The 15,624-nt window shown below is 42.1% G+C and carries 17 protein-coding genes and 1 riboswitch; of the genes, 12 read left to right on the top strand and 5 right to left on the bottom strand.

The annotated features are described in order from the left end of the window. Positions 1–49: 49 nt before the first annotated feature. Positions 50–955 (bottom strand): lipoprotein NlpI, encoded by a 906-nt coding sequence (nlpI, locus tag DK415_RS00750; RefSeq protein WP_006719129.1) that lies wholly within the window; start codon positions 953–955, stop codon positions 50–52. An 89-nt stretch (positions 956–1,044) separates the two neighbouring features. Next, entirely contained in the window at positions 1,045–3,174 is a 2,130-nt protein-coding gene (gene pnp, locus DK415_RS00745) for a polyribonucleotide nucleotidyltransferase (RefSeq protein WP_109432013.1), read from the bottom strand. A 272-nt stretch (positions 3,175–3,446) separates the two neighbouring features. On the opposite strand from pnp, the gene nanQ reads away from it, so the two are divergent. After that, a complete protein-coding gene (gene nanQ / locus DK415_RS00740; RefSeq protein ID WP_109432012.1) occupies positions 3,447–3,917 on the top strand; it encodes an N-acetylneuraminate anomerase in 471 nt (156 codons plus the stop codon). A 96-nt stretch (positions 3,918–4,013) separates the two neighbouring features. On the opposite strand, the gene DK415_RS00735 is transcribed toward nanQ, so the two are convergent. The 3 genes from DK415_RS00735 to ampD all read right to left on the bottom strand — a co-directional run bounded on the left by DK415_RS00735 (position 4,014) and on the right by ampD (position 6,661). Further along, a complete protein-coding gene (locus DK415_RS00735) occupies positions 4,014–4,808 on the bottom strand; it encodes a formate/nitrite transporter family protein (RefSeq protein ID WP_109432011.1) in 795 nt (264 codons plus the stop codon). 165 nt (positions 4,809–4,973) lie between these two features. Then, positions 4,974–5,519 (bottom strand): carboxymuconolactone decarboxylase family protein, encoded by a 546-nt coding sequence (locus tag DK415_RS00730; protein WP_109432010.1) that lies wholly within the window; start codon positions 5,517–5,519, stop codon positions 4,974–4,976. A gap of 587 nt (positions 5,520–6,106) precedes the next feature. Continuing rightward, positions 6,107–6,661: a 1,6-anhydro-N-acetylmuramyl-L-alanine amidase AmpD gene (ampD, locus tag DK415_RS00725; protein ID WP_109432009.1), complete on the bottom strand. Its 555-nt coding sequence runs from the start codon at positions 6,659–6,661 to the stop codon at positions 6,107–6,109. Between the two features lie 126 nt (positions 6,662–6,787). Between ampD and DK415_RS00720 the strand changes: the two genes are divergently transcribed. From DK415_RS00720 to DK415_RS00670, 11 genes are all read left to right on the top strand, one after another. Then, positions 6,788–7,240: a pilin gene (locus DK415_RS00720; RefSeq protein WP_109432008.1), complete on the top strand. Its 453-nt coding sequence runs from the start codon at positions 6,788–6,790 to the stop codon at positions 7,238–7,240. A gap of 28 nt (positions 7,241–7,268) precedes the next feature. Continuing rightward, positions 7,269–8,678, top strand: coding sequence for a GspE/PulE family protein (locus tag DK415_RS00715; RefSeq protein WP_109432007.1), 1,410 nt, complete (start codon positions 7,269–7,271; stop codon positions 8,676–8,678). Next, entirely contained in the window at positions 8,671–9,894 is a 1,224-nt protein-coding gene (locus tag DK415_RS00710; protein ID WP_109432006.1) for a type II secretion system F family protein, read from the top strand. Before DK415_RS00715 ends, DK415_RS00710 begins: the two co-directional genes overlap by 8 nt. Further along, a complete protein-coding gene (locus DK415_RS00705) occupies positions 9,891–10,583 on the top strand; it encodes a prepilin peptidase (protein ID WP_109432005.1) in 693 nt (230 codons plus the stop codon). Before DK415_RS00710 ends, DK415_RS00705 begins: the two co-directional genes overlap by 4 nt. 49 nt (positions 10,584–10,632) lie before the next feature. Beyond that, the gene (gene coaE, locus DK415_RS00700) at positions 10,633–11,256 is read left to right on the top strand and encodes a dephospho-CoA kinase (protein WP_109432004.1); all 624 of its coding nucleotides are present in this window, start codon (positions 10,633–10,635) and stop codon (positions 11,254–11,256) included. After that, a complete protein-coding gene (yacG, locus tag DK415_RS00695) occupies positions 11,246–11,461 on the top strand; it encodes a DNA gyrase inhibitor YacG (RefSeq protein ID WP_109432003.1) in 216 nt (71 codons plus the stop codon). The genes coaE and yacG overlap by 11 nt, the downstream gene beginning before the upstream one ends. Continuing rightward, positions 11,458–11,730, top strand: a complete 273-nt coding sequence (locus DK415_RS00690; RefSeq protein ID WP_109432002.1) for a GNAT family N-acetyltransferase — start codon at positions 11,458–11,460, stop codon at positions 11,728–11,730. Before yacG ends, DK415_RS00690 begins: the two co-directional genes overlap by 4 nt. A gap of 141 nt (positions 11,731–11,871) precedes the next feature. Further along, positions 11,872–12,002, top strand: a riboswitch (glycine riboswitch). A gap of 106 nt (positions 12,003–12,108) precedes the next feature. Then, the gene (locus tag DK415_RS00685; protein WP_109432001.1) at positions 12,109–13,485 is read left to right on the top strand and encodes an alanine/glycine:cation symporter family protein; all 1,377 of its coding nucleotides are present in this window, start codon (positions 12,109–12,111) and stop codon (positions 13,483–13,485) included. Positions 13,486–13,718: 233 nt separating this feature from the next. Beyond that, entirely contained in the window at positions 13,719–14,042 is a 324-nt protein-coding gene (raiA, locus tag DK415_RS00680) for a ribosome-associated translation inhibitor RaiA (RefSeq protein WP_006719151.1), read from the top strand. Positions 14,043–14,121: 79 nt separating this feature from the next. Further along, positions 14,122–14,847, top strand: coding sequence for a DUF8095 domain-containing protein (locus tag DK415_RS00675; protein WP_109432000.1), 726 nt, complete (start codon positions 14,122–14,124; stop codon positions 14,845–14,847). Positions 14,848–15,008: 161 nt separating this feature from the next. Beyond that, positions 15,009–15,572, top strand: a complete 564-nt coding sequence (locus DK415_RS00670) for a DUF5358 domain-containing protein (RefSeq protein ID WP_109431999.1) — start codon at positions 15,009–15,011, stop codon at positions 15,570–15,572. Positions 15,573–15,624 lie beyond the last annotated feature (52 nt).

The following is a 15,624-nucleotide window of genomic DNA, read 5'->3' as shown; positions in this document are numbered from 1 at the left end:
GTGTCGTTTTGCGTCTTACAACGCATCGCCGGTTGAGCTATGCTCACCGTTATTCTGCTTGAGTCTGTTGTCCTAATTTCGATAGCTCAAACACCGCAAAACGATACTCCACAAAGTTATACACCTGATTTGCAACAGCCAGTTTGAATAAGGTTTCTGCCTCATCAATCTGTCCCATATTGAGTTTTTGTTTTGCTAGATAAAAGTAGGTTTCAGTCAGAACTTCTGCGTATTGCGTAGCGGTTTTTGTTGCAAACTGCTGCGCTTTAGCCTGTAGATCCTGAACTGACAATTTGCCCAAATAATATTGGACAATGTAGGTACCCCAATAATCCTGAGAAAGCCCAACAGCACGTTGAGCCAGATTTTTTTGTGCCTCGGCCGGTTTAAATTTTAATTCATTCAAATAGAGCCATAAAACACGGTAAGGATCTGATTTATTGCGTTGATAAAATGCCAAGAAATCCTGCTCGGCGAGGTTATACCGTCCTACATAATAGAAGTCTAATGCTCGATTAAGGAAGGTATATTCATAGTCAGGATCGAGGCTGAAAACCGTATTAAAGGCCTCTAATGCGCCGTCATAGTCTTCATCAAGTAATAAATAAAGCCCTAGATAGTTATACACTGCCGCCATTTTAGGTTGCAATGCAAGAGCTTGAGTAAAGTCATAACGCGCTAAAGCCCAAAGCCCCAAACTATCGTAAAGCACTCCCCGTTCAAAATGGAGAGAAGCACGTTCTTCATTACTCATTTTTCCAACGAGCAACACCTGACTAATCCGAACAATCATTACTTCCTGTTCAAAATGCTGGCTTGGATTTTGATCGGCTAGCACCACTTTATTTTTAGACACAAAACTATTGTTCAAGCCAACACAGCCCGACAATAAAAAAGTAAAAAATAAAATGGGTAAAAACACCGCGAAATTAAACAACCCGTTGCGTTGTGTCATTTCTTTGTAAGCCTTAAAGCAGAGGAATTGCTTATTGAAAAAGAAATGTTACGGGGCATTCCGTCCCGTAACATTAATCCTAAATTTAATTATTCCTGTTCAATAACGTCATCAAAGGATTCTTGAACAGCGTCTTGTTTAGGCGCAAGTTCTTTCATGGTTAAACGGATACGACCTTGACGATCGATTTCTACCACTTTAACCATCACTTCTTGTCCTACTTGTAGATAATCACTGACTTTTTCCACACGTTCTTCAGCAATTTGAGAAATGTGAACTAAGCCTTCTTTATTACCTACGATAGAAACGAATGCACCGAAATCGGCTAAACGAGTCACTTTACCTTTGTAAATGGCACCCGCTTCTACTTCAGCCGTGATGTCTTCGATACGTGCCATCACATCTTGTACGGCATTCTTATCAACCGCAGCGATTTTTACTGTACCGTCATCATCAATATCAATGGAAGTACCGGTTTCTTCGGTCAATGCACGAATTACCGCACCGCCTTTCCCGATCACATCTTTGATTTTCTTCGGATCAATTTTCATGGTGTAGATACGCGGTGCGAAATCAGAAATATCTGCACGCGGCGCCGGAATGGCTTGCTCCATGACACCAAGAATATGCATACGTGCACTTTTCGCTTGGTTTAATGCAATTTGCATGATTTCAGCGGTGATACCTTCGATTTTGATGTCCATTTGAAGCGCGGTCACACCTTGACGGGTACCAGCCACTTTAAAGTCCATATCACCTAAGTGGTCTTCATCACCAAGAATATCGGAAAGCACGACAAATTTATCATCTTCTTTCACTAAGCCCATTGCGATACCTGCAACCGCCGCTTTAATCGGCACACCGGCATCCATTAACGCAAGAGAAGCACCACACACGGAAGCCATAGAAGAAGAACCGTTGGATTCGGTGATTTCAGATACCACACGTACCACATACGGGAATTCTGCTAAGGTTGGCATCACTGCTGCCACACCGCGTTTCGCCAAACGACCGTGACCGATTTCACGACGTTTTGGTGAACCGATCATACCGGTTTCACCCACAGAATACGGAGGGAAGTTATAGTGGAACAAGAAGTGATCTTGACGCTCACCAGTTAATTCATCAATGATTTGCGCATCGCGTTCAGTCCCTAAAGTAGCAACAGCCAACGCTTGAGTTTCACCACGGGTAAAGATTGCAGAACCATGGGTACGCGGTAATACACCAGTGCAAATATCTAATGCGCGCACAGTATCAACGGTACGACCATCAATACGCGGTTCACCTGCGATAATACGTCCACGCACGATTTGGCTTTCAAGTGCGGTGAAAATATCAATAATTTTCCCTTCGCTGACTTCTTCATCTTCAGCAGTAATTTGTGCAACAACGTCAGCTTTAATCGCATCGATTTGCTCATAACGCGCTTGTTTTTCAGTGATACGATACGCATCGCCTAAACGTGCTTCAGCTAACGCTTTCACTTTATTGATTAAATCAGTGTTTGGTTCAGGTGCAACCCAATCCCAACGTGGTTTACCGGCTTCTGCAACCAATTCTTTAATGGCTTCAATCACCACTTGTTGTTGCTGATGGCCATAAACCACCGCCGCCAACATTTGTTCTTCGGTTAAAATATCCGCTTCGGATTCCACCATTAATACGGCTTTGTCAGTACCTGCAACCACTAAATCCAAACGGCTTTGTTTTTGTTCGTTAATGGTTGGGTTTAATACGAATTGATCGTTGATGAAACCAACACGCGCCGCACCGATTGGGCCATTAAATGGCACACCGGATAAAGACAACGCAGCAGACGCACCGATCATTGCCACTAAATCCGGGCTGATTTGTGGGTTTACAGAAACAACCGTCGCAACCACTTGGATTTCATTAAAGAAACCTTCTGGGAATAACGGACGAATCGGACGGTCGATTAAACGGGCAATTAAGGTTTCACCTTCAGATGGACGACCCTCGCGTTTGAAGAAACCGCCCGGAATACGACCGGCGGCATAAGTACGCTCTTGATAGTTAACGGTTAATGGGAAGAAATCCTGCCCTTCTTTCACATCTTTTTTGGCAACTACGGCAACGAATACGGTTGTATCGTCCATGCTTGCCATGACGGCTGAGGTTGCTTGACGTGCAATAGCGCCGGTTTCTAAAGTTACGGTATGTTGACCGTATTTAAACTGCTTAACAATTGGATCCACAATGTTTTCCTTCTTAAATAAATATTCACAATGTTTTATTTTCCAATTTGCGACTAGCAAAAATAATCTTAAAACCGACCGCACTTTTCTTGACTACCACGCGGAAAATCACTTTTGTTAGCCGCACGCTAATTCAGAAAATAAAACGCGGGCATTATACAGGGCTTTTGCCTTGATGGGTAACTTTTTTACGCAATTACGATTTATGACTACCTGAAAAATAAGGTTAATGATAAAATCACTCCAGTTTTTAAAACAAAAAAGGAGGAACCATGTTAATTGGAGATTTAACCCGCGCCGATTTTAAAATCGGCTTACCGAAAGTCATTGCCGAAACCTGTGAGTATTTAAAAGGTTTAGACTTAGAAAAATTAGAGGTTGGTCGTCATGACATCACTGACCAAATTTATATGAACGTGATGGAACCTGAACTGGCTGAAGCTGCGAGCAAAAAAGCAGAATTGCACCATAAATATTTGGACGTTCAAGTACTTATCCGCGGAGCAGAAAATATTGAAGTCGGCGCAACCTACCCTGACTTAAATAAATACGAAGCTTACCACGAAGATGATGACTACCAACTTACCCAAGAAATCGACAACAAAAGCACGATTACATTAGTGCCAAATATGTTTGCCGTGTTCTATCCTTATGAACCGCATAAACCTTGTTGTAACGTGAATGGTCAATCCGCCAAAATCAAAAAACTCGTGGTAAAAGTGCCGGTTGAGTTAATTAAATAAATTTCACTCAATCACATTCAAGAGCCAAATAGGGAATCGACATGATTCCCTCTTTTTCATTCAAAACGCAGAAAAACGCCACCGCACTTTGAAACGCTAAATCTGATAATCCTCGTTGAGCAAATGACGATAGGCGTAAAGATAAGAGGCCCCAACAAATGCCGCCCCACCTGTCACATTACCCAAGAAGACGGGAACCATATTGAAGAAAAACTCTCCCCACGTCACATTTGCTCCGGCAAAAATCCCTGCCGGAATAATAAACATATTTGCCACAAAATGCTGTAGCCCAATCAACACAAAAATCATCACGGGGAACCACATGGCAAGAATACGTCCAGATGTTTGCTTTGCACCAAAATAAAACCAAATCCCCATACACACCATCCAGTTACACGCAATCGCTGAAACAAAAGCACGCAAGAAATCCATATTCACTTTCGCTTCTGCAATAGCAATGGTTTTACTCGCTGCCGCACCTTCAGCTAACCCCACATAATGTCCAAGAAAAAACGCCATAAATAATGCGCCGGCAAGGTTACCTAAACTCACAATTATCCAGTTACGTAATAATTTCTTAAAGCTTACCTGTTTGCTCAATCGCCCCAAAGCCATCATCATCATATTCCCTGTGGCCAATTCGCCGCCTCCGATAAGAATACAAATTAAGCAAATAGGAAAGACAGCGGCCCCCAATAAGGTTGCCAAGCCCGCCCATTCCGCCGGTATGCCACTGACGACTTTTAAATATGCCATATAACCGAAACTCACATAACCGCCCCCTAAAAAGCTAAGAATAGCCAAGGTCTTTACGCTGCCAAGTGATTTTGCATAACTTTTGTCGATGACATCTTGCAAGATTTCATGGGGATAAAGATCACGCTGTTGCATATTTTTCTCCTTGTTTATTAATACGTTGCTAATACTTAAAATCTAACAAAGGGAATTTTAAAAAGAAAAGAATTAGTGACTATATTTAAAAACCATCAGTTATAACAAAAGTGATGTACAAAAAAGGCAGCCCACAAGGCTGCCTAAATACATATAAAAAGGAAATTAAGCGAAAGGCTGAAGTTCCGGGTTAATCGGTGTGTCCGCAAGATTATTTACGTAGTTACATAACGTTGCCAGGCTTACCCCCAACACCACATCAATAGCATTTTCCTTTGTGTAACCTGCATTATAAAAGGCTTGTTGTTGCGCTTGGGTCAGTTTTGCTTTTTGCAAGATGACCGTCAGCGTAAAACGGGCAAGAGCATCCAATTTAGCATCTTGTTCGATACGTGCTATCGAACGAATTTGGTTAACCAGTGGCTCTTCAAGTTTCAATAGCTTTAGGGCAATTTTAGTATGTCCAGCCACACAGAAACCGCAACCATTGACCACCGCTGCCGTAATTTGAACCACTTCTCGTTCTGCGGCGGTTAAACTATTTCGTCCATTAATTCCGCCCACCGTACGGTAGGTTTCTAGCGCTGTCGGTGCATTCGCAAGAACACCGATTAAATTTGGAATAAATCCGTTGACATTTTGCACAGCTTTTAACGCTTCTTTTGCGGCTTCCGGTGCGGTTTCGATGGTATGAATGGGAAATTGTGACATATAAAACTCCTATAAATAAAACGGGTGACGAATTGGTCATCAATATTACGTAGAATTCTGGATATTGAAAAAGAAATAAAGGTTATGCTGTAGATTAAAAAGTTATAAAGTGCGGTCCCAAAATACGTCGAATTTTTATGTTATCCTTGAGCGGATTTTTTGATAATGTGGATAACCCTGTGAATAGTGAGCTAAAAACAGGAAATAATCTGTCATTTCTTTTTCTACCTCCCCAATTCTTTCCCTGTTTCTCGCGCACTTGTTTAAATTTTTCTCATAAATTTTCACCGATTTATACCTCATCCGTTTTTTGCGATTTTTTCAACAAGTTATGCCGAACAAATGCGCATGTTTTCTTTTTTCTATCTCGTGCTTTACGGTTTTTCATCCTCTTGTGAGTTATTCAGTATTTCTGTGGATAAAATTGTGTTTCAACCACGGAATAACTAGAAATAACCTGAAAAATTTCAATTTAACAAATAATCAAAAGAAAATTTATCCTTATTTTTCAATGCAATAATAAAAAAGAAACGGCATTTTCCTGTTAATGAAAAATGCCGCCTTATGCTGTCTATTTATTGTTCAATTTAAATGTTCTGTAAATACCGCTGCCAATCAAAATATTGTCCCGGGTCGATTTTCCGCCCCGGTGACACATCGCAATGGCCCACAATACGCTCTTTGGTAATATGCGGATATGTCCGCATAATTTCCTGTGTAAGTGCTTGTAATGCCGAATATTGTGCATCAGTAAACGGCTGTTCATTACTGCCTTCCAATTCAATACCAATGGCAAAATCATTACATTTTTCCCGTCCCTCGAAACAAGATAAACCTGCATGCCAAGCACGATCAGTGAAATTGACATATTGGGTAATCCGTCCTGTGCGTTCAATCAAACAATGTGCAGACACTCGCAATGCGCTAATTTCTTTAAAATAAGGATGTGCCTGCGGGTCTAATTTTCCTTGAAAAAAAGCATCAATATAACCGCCACCAAATCTCTCCGGTGGCAAACTGATATAATGAATAATCAACAAGGAAATATCCTGTGGCTCAGGACGTTGATCAAAATGTGGAGACAATACCCGTCTTTCATTGACCAACCATCCGTCTTTAATGTGTAACTGTTTTTCCATCATAAGATTTTTATTTTGCGATCAAGATCCCAGAAAAGTGCGGTGTCATTTCACGCTATTTTTCCACTAAGTCAAAATACCTCCGCTTCAAATCAACCTTATTATTTTTCATTGAACAAGGTATTTTTTATGAAAATTCAATCCGTTTTTATCTCTCTGAAATCCGTTAAAAAAGGTTTTACATTAATCGAATTAATGATTGTGATTGCGATCGTCGCGATTCTCGCCACTGTCGCGGTGCCATCTTATCAAAATTACACCAAAAAAGCGGCTATTTCCGAGTTGTTACAGGCTTCTGCGCCGCTTCGTGCCGAAGTGGAACTATGTATTTACAACACCGGCAAAACCGATAACTGCAGCGGAGGACAAAACGGCATTCAAGCAGACGTTACCGATGCCACAAAACAAAAATACGTAAAATCCACCAAAGTGAAAAGTGGCGCTATCACTGTAACCGGAAAAAGCAGTCTCGAAAATATTAGCTACACCCTCAGTGCCTCCGGCACCGCTGCCACGGGGGTAAGCTGGACGGCTTCCTGCGGTAATAATGCAGAGATTTTCCCTGCTGGCTTTTGCTCTTAAGTGCTAATCCAATAGGGCGGTAAAGGAGATGCAACATCCGATGGAACGGCATTATTCGGTCGTCAATCAACAGGGCGATGAATTTAGTATTACGCCTGAGCTCTGGCTTAAAAATCAGCAGCAACAAACCGTCCTCTTACGTTATTTAGCATTACCGTTAAAAGAAGACGCCCAAACTCTGTGGCTAGGATTGGATTCATTAACCAATCTTGCCGCTTGTGAAACCTTTTCCTTTCTCAGTGGAAAGCACATTGAGCCTGTGTTATTGCCTAGCCATGTACTCAAAAGCGCACTACAGGACTTAACAAAACCTGAAAAAGTCGAGGAAAATCAACCGCTCTTTTATTCAACTGAACTACAAGAACAGCCTGATACCCAGCAAATTGATGAGCCGATCATTCAACAACTCAATCAGATTTTTGAAAACGCTACACAGAAAAAAGCATCCGATATTCATTTGGAACCGCAAACCGAGGGATTGCAAGTGCGTTTTCGTATTGATGGCGTATTGCAAGTACAAGAACAAATCTCGCGTTCTTTGGCAAACCGCTTAATTTCCCGTCTGAAATTATTGGCGAAATTGGATATTAGCGAGACACGTTTACCGCAAGACGGCCGCTTTCAGTTTAAAACCACCTTTTCCGATATTTTAGATTTTCGTCTCTCAACCCTTGCGACCCAATTTGGCGAAAAAGCCGTGTTGCGTTTACAGCAAAATCGGCCCGTTCAGTTGGAATTCAGTGAATTGGGCATGACTGAATCACAGCAACAACTTTTCCGTCATGCATTAAGCCAACCCCAAGGGTTGATTTTAGTAACCGGCCCGACCGGTAGCGGTAAAAGTATTTCTTTGTATACAGCATTACAGTATTTAAATACACCGGAAAAACACATTATGACGGCAGAGGATCCCATTGAAATTCAGTTGCCAGGTATTATTCAAACTCAAGTAAATAATCCTATTGGCTTGGATTTCAGCCGTCTCCTTCGTACCTTCTTACGCCAAGATCCCGACATCATTATGCTAGGTGAAATTCGTGATGAAGAAAGTGCCGCCATGGCACTACGCGCCGCACAAACAGGACACTTAGTCCTTTCTACCTTACACACCAATGATGCTCCTTCCGCCATTTCCCGCTTGCAACAGTTGGGTATTCAGCGCCATGAAATCGACAGCAGCTTGTTACTTGTCATCGCGCAACGATTGGTGCGTAAACGTTGCCAAAAGTGCGGTGGAAATCCCAACCATTTTTGCGACTGTCATCAAGGTTACAAAGGGCGTGTCGGGGTATATCAATTCCTACAACCTCAACTACACCATCCGCAAGGCTATGAAATGGATTTCGATGATTTACGCCAAAGCGCCTTAGAAAAAATCAAAAACGGCATAACTGATTTGGCTGAAATTCAACGGGTTTTAGGACAAACATATGACTAAATTAAAACTGTTTCGCTGGCGAGCCATCAATCGGTTACAACAAAAACAAAAAGGACTCATCGTAGCAGAAAGCGAAGCAAAGGCACGGCAGCAGTTAATGGCGCGAGGTTTGCAAAGCATTACATTGCAACAAAACTGGCAACTGAGCAATAAACCGAAAAATGCCGAGATCTGTGCCTTACTTTCACAGCTCGCGACATTATTACAAGCCGCGGTCCCCTTAAAACATAGTCTGCAAATTCTGTTGCAAAACTGCACCAATATCGCACTGAATCAATGGCTCCGTCTCTTATTACGAGACATTGAAAGGGGTTTAGCCTTTTCTCAAGCCTTAGAACAGCAAGGGTTATACCTCACCTATCAAGAACGCCAACTTATTCAAGTAGGTGAAATGACCGGCAAACTTGCTGCGGTTTGTCATGAAATAGCCCAACATAAACAACAAGCACTGGCGTTTCAGCGTAAAATGCAAAAGATCTTGCTTTACCCTGTGTTGGTACTGGGTATTTCATTAACATTGACCGTCCTGCTATTGTTATTCATCGTGCCACAATTTGCGGCGATGTATGACAACAACAGCGCACAACTCCCCACCTTTACACAACTTCTGCTTACGCTCTCCCAAGGGTTACAAAATTATTGGTTGGCTCTACTCATCGTTGTTGTACTCATCGTCATACTCATTCGCTTTCAGCTGAAACATTCGCCCTGGCTTCATCGACAAAAAACACGTTTGTTCAACAACATTCCGCTACTTAATCATATCGTTCGGCTTTCCCGTTTGGTGAGCTTCAGCCGCAGTTTATTTTTGATGTTACAGGCTGGTATTCCACTAAATCAGGCACTTCAATCTTTCCTGCCGAAACAACAAAGTTGGCAAACCAAACCTCAATTACAAGGCGATTTAATATTAATGACGGAAGTACAATCAGCACTCCATTGGATTCAACAAGGCTATCCGTTTTCCGCCAGCGTGAGCGGACAAATTTTTCCCCCTGCAGCCCAACAAATGCTACAAGTAGGAGAACAAAGTGGAGAATTGCCCAAGATGCTGCAATTTATCGCCAACGATCATCAACAACAGCTAGATCATCAAATTGATCTCCTGTCACAAATGCTGGAGCCTTTATTAATGGTGATTATCGGCGGACTTATCGGTTTAATTATGCTCGGCATGTACCTACCGATTTTCAACATGGGTTCGCTAGTACAATGATGTGGCTATTCTTTCTGCTTGCTGGTGTTGTCTGTGGCGGGTTGGTACATAATTATGTAGTGCACTTTGCCCGCAAATTAAGTCATGAGGTTTACATCGCATACATTGAAATTTACCCGGAAAATCCACCGCACTTTATGCCGGGAAAATCCGTTCTCAAGCCACTCCAAAAACAAGCTTCCGCACTGATTTACGGCATGCTGTTCGCACTGTTCTTTTTACTTTGCTATGCCACCAATGACGAGCCATCAAAGGGACTTTGCCTTGCGCTTTATATCACCATTTTGAGCGCAATTTCTTTGGTGGATTGGCACTATCGCCTGATCTCGCCCACATTGTGCCAAGCCTTACTTGCCCTCGGCTTAGGAGCAGCATATTGGCAAATCGGAGCATTATCCCTTGAACAAAGCCTACAAAGTGCGGTCCTCTTTGGAGGCGTTTTTTATGCTATCTATCATGCTGCCAAAGGGTACTACCGACAAGAAGCGTTAGGACGAGGCGACTACTGGCTGGCTCTCGGGTTAGGGGCTTTTCTGCCGGCACAGCAACTCCCCGTCTTTTTATTCCTCGCCTGCCTTTTCGGCTTAACCTACGCGATCTACGCCAAATATCGAAATCGTACACTCAACGTAGTACCATTCGGTCCATTTCTCTCTCTTTCCGGGCTCGTCTGTTTATTGCTTAATTGAACACATGAACGTATGATCGCGCCACTGTTGATTATACAAAGGACATAACATGACATATGTGGTTGGGCTCACAGGTGGGATCGGTAGCGGCAAAAGTACCATTGCCGAATTATTTGCAGAGCTTGGCGTACCGATCGTTGATGCCGATCTCGTTGCTCGCCAAGTGGTAGAAAAAAATTCACCATTATTGGCAGAAATTGCGACCCATTTCGGACCGGAGATTTTACTTGAAGACGGCGCGCTCAATCGTGCCGCCCTGCGAGAAAAGATCTTTGCCAATGAAACGCAGAAACAGTGGCTGAATCAATTATTGCACCCCGCCATCCGTCATGAAATGTTGCGACAACTCGCCGCACAACAGGCGCCTTATTGCATTTTCATGGTGCCATTATTAATTGAGAATAATTTGACCGCACTTTGTCAGCGAATCTTAGTCGTTGATGTGTTAGAGCACACCCAAGTAGAACGTGCCTGCCAACGGGATAACAATCAAGTTGAGCAGATTAAACGCATTATGCAATCTCAGGTGAGCCGCCAAGAACGTTTAAAATATGCCGATGATGTCATTAATAATAACGAAGACCTTATTGCCAGTCTGCCTCAACTCAAACAAAAAGTGCTAGACTTGCACCACCTTTATTTACAACTCGCGGAGAAATTCGATGAGCAATGATATCTTTACTGTTCCTTGCCCTATTTGCCATAAACAGGTTGAATGGTCGGAACAAAGCCCTTACCGCCCTTTTTGTAGCAAGCGCTGCCAGCTTATTGATTTAGGAGAATGGGCGGCAGAAGAAAAGGCGATTCCATGCGAAACCGCCGATTTTGCGGCTAACGGCCTATTAAATGAAGACAATGACTGGGTAAACCACTCATGAAAATTCAGCACGAGCAAAATGCCGAGCAAGGTAGCTTTTTTGTGTTAGACGAAAAACAACAACCTGTTGCCAAACTCACTTATTTTTTCATTGACGACCACACCATCAATGCCAATCACACTTATGTGTCGGAAACATTACGTGGGCAAGGTGTAGCCGACAAGTTATATCAAGCCTTAATCACGTTTATTCGAGAAAATCAGCTCAAATTGGTGCCCACCTGCAGTTATATTGCAAAAAAATGGCAATGCAGCCAACGGCATGATTGAGATCTTAAAATTATATTGCTAGAATTTATCGCACTTTATGTGCAAGCATAAATTGTTCGGACGAAGGTAGCTGGAGAGCGGGGAATTGACCCCACGCCGACGAGGTAAAATCTTTCAGGCGCGATGGCAGGGACTGTTACTGGACGAACCCTTGGAGAGATCCAAGGTACTTTTCAAGTTTGACTTGAAAGTACTCATGGACGCCGAAGGCGCAAAGAAGCGGAATATTCACCGCTTTTCAAACGCTCAGGCAAAAGGACAGGGGCAGAAGATTTCGGTGAATATAACATACTCAATTTATTGAGTTATTTCCTATTTTATCTATCCGTAAAATTCTTTCCGCCTCCTTGTAATCAGGTTATTTACGAGGAACCATCAATGACATTCGAAAATATTTTATCTGCAATAGACTCCTTTATATGGGGTCCGCCTCTACTCATTTTATTATCCGGTACCGGATTATATTTAACCCTTCGCTTAGGCTTTATTCAAATCGTTCAATTGCCTCGCGCCTTGCGCTATTTGTTTAAACGCGATTCGGGTTTACAACAAAAAGGGGATGTTTCTTCTTTTGCCGCCCTGTGTACCGCGCTTGCCGCCACCATCGGCACAGGAAACATTGTGGGCGTTGCAACAGCAGTACAAGCGGGCGGCCCTGGTGCCATCTTCTGGATGTGGTTAGTCGCATTACTTGGCATGGCGACCAAATACGCAGAATGTTTGTTAGCCGTTAAATATCGTGTACGCGACAAAAACGGTTTTATGGCGGGCGGTCCGATGTATTACATCGAACGCGGCCTTGGTTTGGGGTGGTTAGCAAAACTCTTTGCCCTATTTGGCGTACTCGTCGCATTCTTTGGTATCGGCACGTTCCCGCAAGTCAACGCCATCACCCATGCGATGCAAGATACTTTTAGCATTCCCGTCAGTATCACCGCGGCTATCATCACCCTGTTAGTAGGCTTAATTATTCTTGGTGGAGTAAAACGTATCGCGTTGGTGTCATCCTACATCGTGCCATTTATGGCAGTCTTTTATGTTGCGACATCCATCATTATCATTCTGTTAAATTTAGACAAAATTCCGACCGCACTTCAGTTAATCATTCACAGTGCATTCAATCCGGAAGCCGCATTGGGCGGTGCATTAGGTTTTACCGTGATGAAAGCCATCCAATCCGGTGTAGCTCGCGGGATTTTCTCCAATGAATCCGGTTTAGGGAGTGCTCCGATTGCTGCGGCTGCCGCACAAACTAAAGAGCCGGTACGCCAAGGTCTGATTTCCATGACAGGTACATTCTTAGATACGATTATCGTCTGTACTATGACGGGTATTGTTTTAGTCCTAACCGGCGCGTGGCAAACACCAGGCATGGAAGGTGCTGTCGTGACCAACTATGCATTCTCTCAAGGTTTAGGCTCTTCTATTGGTGCAACGATTGTCACCATTGGACTCCTGTTTTTCGCCTTTACGACCATTCTTGGCTGGTGCTATTACGGTGAACGTTGCTTTGTTTATTTGGTGGGCATCCGAGGTATTAAACTCTACCGTATCGCATTTATCGCATTAGTCGGCTGTGGCGCATTTATTCATTTAAATCTCATTTGGATTTTAGCGGATATCGTCAACGGCTTAATGGCGATTCCAAACTTAGTTGCCTTAATCGGCTTGCGCAAAGTGGTTATTGAAGAAACGAAAGACTATTTTTCACGCCTCAATGCCAATCAGTTTGACCAAGACGAAATGACCCAATAATAAAAAAGAAAGCGGATATTAAATATAATATCCGCTTTCTTTAACTTGCCCATCATAGCAACTTATCTCCGCAAAAAAAGCATCTTTTCCCAATTTTCAGACCTGGATCATATTTTTAAACTTTTCTTTTTAAACAACCTAAAAAGCGCTTGAAAATTAAAAGCAAGGTTACTATGTTGTAACTAAGGATTTCAACTGGGTCTCAGACCCCATTCACATAAGAGGTAAATGCTATGACATTAAATATTACCAGTAAACAAATGGATATCACCCCTGCAATCCGTGCTCACGTTGAAGAACGACTTGTCAAACTGAATAAATGGCATACCCAACTGATCAATCCTCACTTTATTTTAAACAAAACGCCTAAAGGCTTTTCCGTTGATGCCTCTATCGGCACCCCATTTGGCAACCTCATTGCCAGCGCTGAGGCAGAAGATATGTATAAAGCTATCAACGACGTTGAAGAAAAACTTGAGAAACAGCTTAATAAATTACAACACAAAGGCGAAGCCCGTCGCGCTGATGAACGTTTGAAAGATTCGTTTAACGAATAAAAAAACACCTGTAAAAATGACCGCACTTTTAAAAGAGTGCGGTTTTTTTGATTATCAATAATCAAATTTTAGGAGAAAAATGAAAATCTTAAAATTCAGTACGCTCGCCTGCTCGATTATGACATTAATCGCTTGCGCTCACGCCAATACCCCAGGAAAAAATAGCGATGGCTGGAATGCGTTTGAAGATATTTCTACCGATGTACATGAACGTCACTACGTTGATTTAGACAGTCAAATCAAATCGATTTCTTTTGAGAAAATTGCCGGCGCATCCGATAGCGATATGAAAAAGCCCGTCTTAAAAGCACGGCGAGGAAGTAAAATTCTTGGTGAAATTTATCAACAAGAATTCAGTGGCAACAGGCTGATTCCGGTGATGTATTTACACAATGGAAAATCAATGAATCCAAGTAACGAACACGATCTGAAGAAATTAGCCAATGCTAAAAAATTTGAATATTATGAATTTGGTCAAGGACGTTTAAGCCATGCTGTTTTTACAACGAAGAACGGTATTTGTCAGGATTTGAAAACACAACAAGGCGTGCATTTTAACATGTCTAGCAATTATTATGATCTAGAGAAAAACACCTCCTCTGTTGATAATTACCTCACGTATCAACTCAACGGGATGTTTGCAAAAGGTACGTTTAGTATTGATGAATACTCTGCGGGTGTCATCAGTGAAGACAATGCCTTTGTGGAAAAATACACCGACTCCATCAAACAAAATGGCGATAAATTGCCTAACGCTAACGCTGCTGAAAAAGGTCGTATGATTGAACAGGTGATTTGCCGATAGTTTTTCCTCTTATAAAAGTGGGGTGGATCATCCAACATAATTTATGCTGAAAATCCACCGCACTTTTTAGTATCCACTAAACAAATCATTTCTAAATGACACGCTTATTGCTAGAATACGCAGCGTTTTTTTGTAATGTATCAAGCTATAAAGGTTTAACCATGTTAAAGAAATTTATTTTTTCGGGTGTCATTTTATTCCTAACCGGTTGCTCATTATTTGGCACCAAGCAGGATCCAATTCCCGGCGAATATGCCGGCGCAGATTATTTGTTATCCGACGATAATGCACAACGTTGGGTATTTGCCAGCAAACAAGCGGAACAATGTATCTATCCAAATTTAACCCGCATTTTGCAACAGCACTTTCCAAAAGAAGATGCTTACATTCATTCACAATATATTTTCTTCTACCCATTAGAAAACGTCATTGGCGAGAAGTATGTAAAAATTATTCAAGACGATGAAAAATCCATGAATTACGCTACTTATCAATATAAGAAATTTAGACAGGATAAAGTGGAAGAGATGGATAAAGCACAATGTGAGCTGTTAAGAAAAAATGCAGCCGATGATTTAGAAGTGGTAAAAGGTCAATATAAAAATGGCATGATCGAAGTTCAGAAAAATCCTGATGGCACCACAAAATCAGCTGATGGCGTGGCAACTAACCAAAATAAATTCTTCTTCGATATTATCAAATGGGGCTCTGCGCTCTTACTCTAGTCAACATAAACAAAAATACCGATGGAAAACCATCGGTATTTTTATACCTGAA

This window comes from Aggregatibacter segnis (genome assembly GCF_003130075.1).
GTDB lineage: Bacteria > Pseudomonadota > Gammaproteobacteria > Enterobacterales > Pasteurellaceae > Aggregatibacter > Aggregatibacter segnis_A.
Note: the sequence above shows the minus strand (reverse complement) of the source record. Positions and strands in the feature narration are given on the sequence as shown.

Coding starts and splice junctions, on each gene's coding strand:
- nlpI (WP_006719129.1), bottom strand. CDS start 955: ATGACACAACGCAACGGGTTGTTTAATTTCGCGGTGTTTTTACCCATT.
- nanQ (WP_109432012.1), top strand. CDS start 3,447: ATGTTAATTGGAGATTTAACCCGCGCCGATTTTAAAATCGGCTTACCG.
- DK415_RS00735 (WP_109432011.1), bottom strand. CDS start 4,808: ATGCAACAGCGTGATCTTTATCCCCATGAAATCTTGCAAGATGTCATC.
- DK415_RS00730 (WP_109432010.1), bottom strand. CDS start 5,519: ATGTCACAATTTCCCATTCATACCATCGAAACCGCACCGGAAGCCGCA.
- ampD (WP_109432009.1), bottom strand. CDS start 6,661: ATGATGGAAAAACAGTTACACATTAAAGACGGATGGTTGGTCAATGAA.
- DK415_RS00720 (WP_109432008.1), top strand. CDS start 6,788: ATGAAAATTCAATCCGTTTTTATCTCTCTGAAATCCGTTAAAAAAGGT.
- DK415_RS00715 (WP_109432007.1), top strand. CDS start 7,269: ATGCAACATCCGATGGAACGGCATTATTCGGTCGTCAATCAACAGGGC.
- DK415_RS00710 (WP_109432006.1), top strand. CDS start 8,671: ATGACTAAATTAAAACTGTTTCGCTGGCGAGCCATCAATCGGTTACAA.
- DK415_RS00705 (WP_109432005.1), top strand. CDS start 9,891: ATGATGTGGCTATTCTTTCTGCTTGCTGGTGTTGTCTGTGGCGGGTTG.
- coaE (WP_109432004.1), top strand. CDS start 10,633: ATGACATATGTGGTTGGGCTCACAGGTGGGATCGGTAGCGGCAAAAGT.
- yacG (WP_109432003.1), top strand. CDS start 11,246: ATGAGCAATGATATCTTTACTGTTCCTTGCCCTATTTGCCATAAACAG.
- DK415_RS00690 (WP_109432002.1), top strand. CDS start 11,458: ATGAAAATTCAGCACGAGCAAAATGCCGAGCAAGGTAGCTTTTTTGTG.
- DK415_RS00685 (WP_109432001.1), top strand. CDS start 12,109: ATGACATTCGAAAATATTTTATCTGCAATAGACTCCTTTATATGGGGT.
- raiA (WP_006719151.1), top strand. CDS start 13,719: ATGACATTAAATATTACCAGTAAACAAATGGATATCACCCCTGCAATC.
- DK415_RS00675 (WP_109432000.1), top strand. CDS start 14,122: ATGAAAATCTTAAAATTCAGTACGCTCGCCTGCTCGATTATGACATTA.
- DK415_RS00670 (WP_109431999.1), top strand. CDS start 15,009: ATGTTAAAGAAATTTATTTTTTCGGGTGTCATTTTATTCCTAACCGGT.